Origin of the sequence: Nocardia takedensis NBRC 100417 (genome assembly GCF_000308695.1) — a bacterium.
Taxonomy (GTDB): domain Bacteria; phylum Actinomycetota; class Actinomycetes; order Mycobacteriales; family Mycobacteriaceae; genus Nocardia; species Nocardia takedensis.
The window spans coordinates 1-971 of the sequence record NZ_BAGG01000186.1 but is presented as its reverse complement, the minus strand read 5'-3'; the positions used below and the strand labels follow the sequence as shown (position 1 = coordinate 971).

General features: G+C 66.2%; 1 protein-coding gene. It reads left to right on the top strand.

Annotated elements, in window-relative coordinates:
- Positions 1–518 precede the first annotated feature (518 nt).
- A partial coding sequence (locus tag ON30_RS36450) for a hypothetical protein (RefSeq protein ID WP_157183859.1) occupies positions 519–971 on the top strand: 453 nt, incomplete at its 3' end.

Below are 971 nucleotides of genomic sequence, written 5' to 3'. Positions count from 1 at the left end.
ATGTGGGCGGTGATTCTTACAAAATGTTACTTGGAGCTGGGGATCAACGTTCGGGAAGTTATTTCTTATTCTCATGAATGTCGGTGACCGTGCTTCGGGTGCCGGTGGTCGACGGTTTTTCCGATCCCGGATTGTCGGGAAGCGTTTCGGGGTGTGTGCTGGGTGTTGACCGGCTCCGGTGGCAGGCATACATTGGGACACCGTTTGTATGATCGTCCACCCCGGTTCGGCTGTGGTTCGGGCTGCGGATGGAGTTGGTGGGCCCTTTCGGCGGCGGCGAGAACGGTGCGGTCGGCGGGGAGGGCGGACGGCAGTCCGGTCGTGGTGACCGTGGTTGTCGGTGTGGCGGGGGAGTCAGGTCGTCGGTGATCGGCGATCCACCGTGGTACTGCGTGTGCCGCTCGACGAGGACGAAGAATGAGGATCGGTTCCCGGACGCGGCCGCGTGGGTGCGCGTCATGAATGTTTCGCTCGATTCCGCTGCCGCGACCACTCGCCGTGACGGTGTCGGAGACTCGATGCCTGTCGGGCTGTTGAGTCCGCAGATGTTGTTGGCCGCGGTGGCGGGGCGGCTGCGCGACGGTCCGCCGTTGGCGTTGTGGGCGCGGGAGCTCTCCGACCTGCACGCCGAGCTGTTGACCCACCGTATCGCGCCCGAGCGCGGTCCGGTCGGTGTCGATCATGCCCGGGTGTGTTCGCGGGTCCGTGACACGATCCGCGCCGTCGACGAGTACGCCGCGGCCCGGTTGTCCGGCGAGCGCGGGGCTCGGCGGTGCACGCATTCGCTGGGGGAGGTGATCAGCTATGTCGCGCGCACCTATGTCGAGGCGTGGTGGGCGGTGCGGCACCGGACCGACCGTGAACATCAGGCATGGGCACATCTGGCCGAAGTACGGCAGGGATATGCCGATCTCGTGGCCGACCTGCGTGCCGGGCGCGTGCGACCGCCGAGAGGGTGGTGCGGTGTCGAC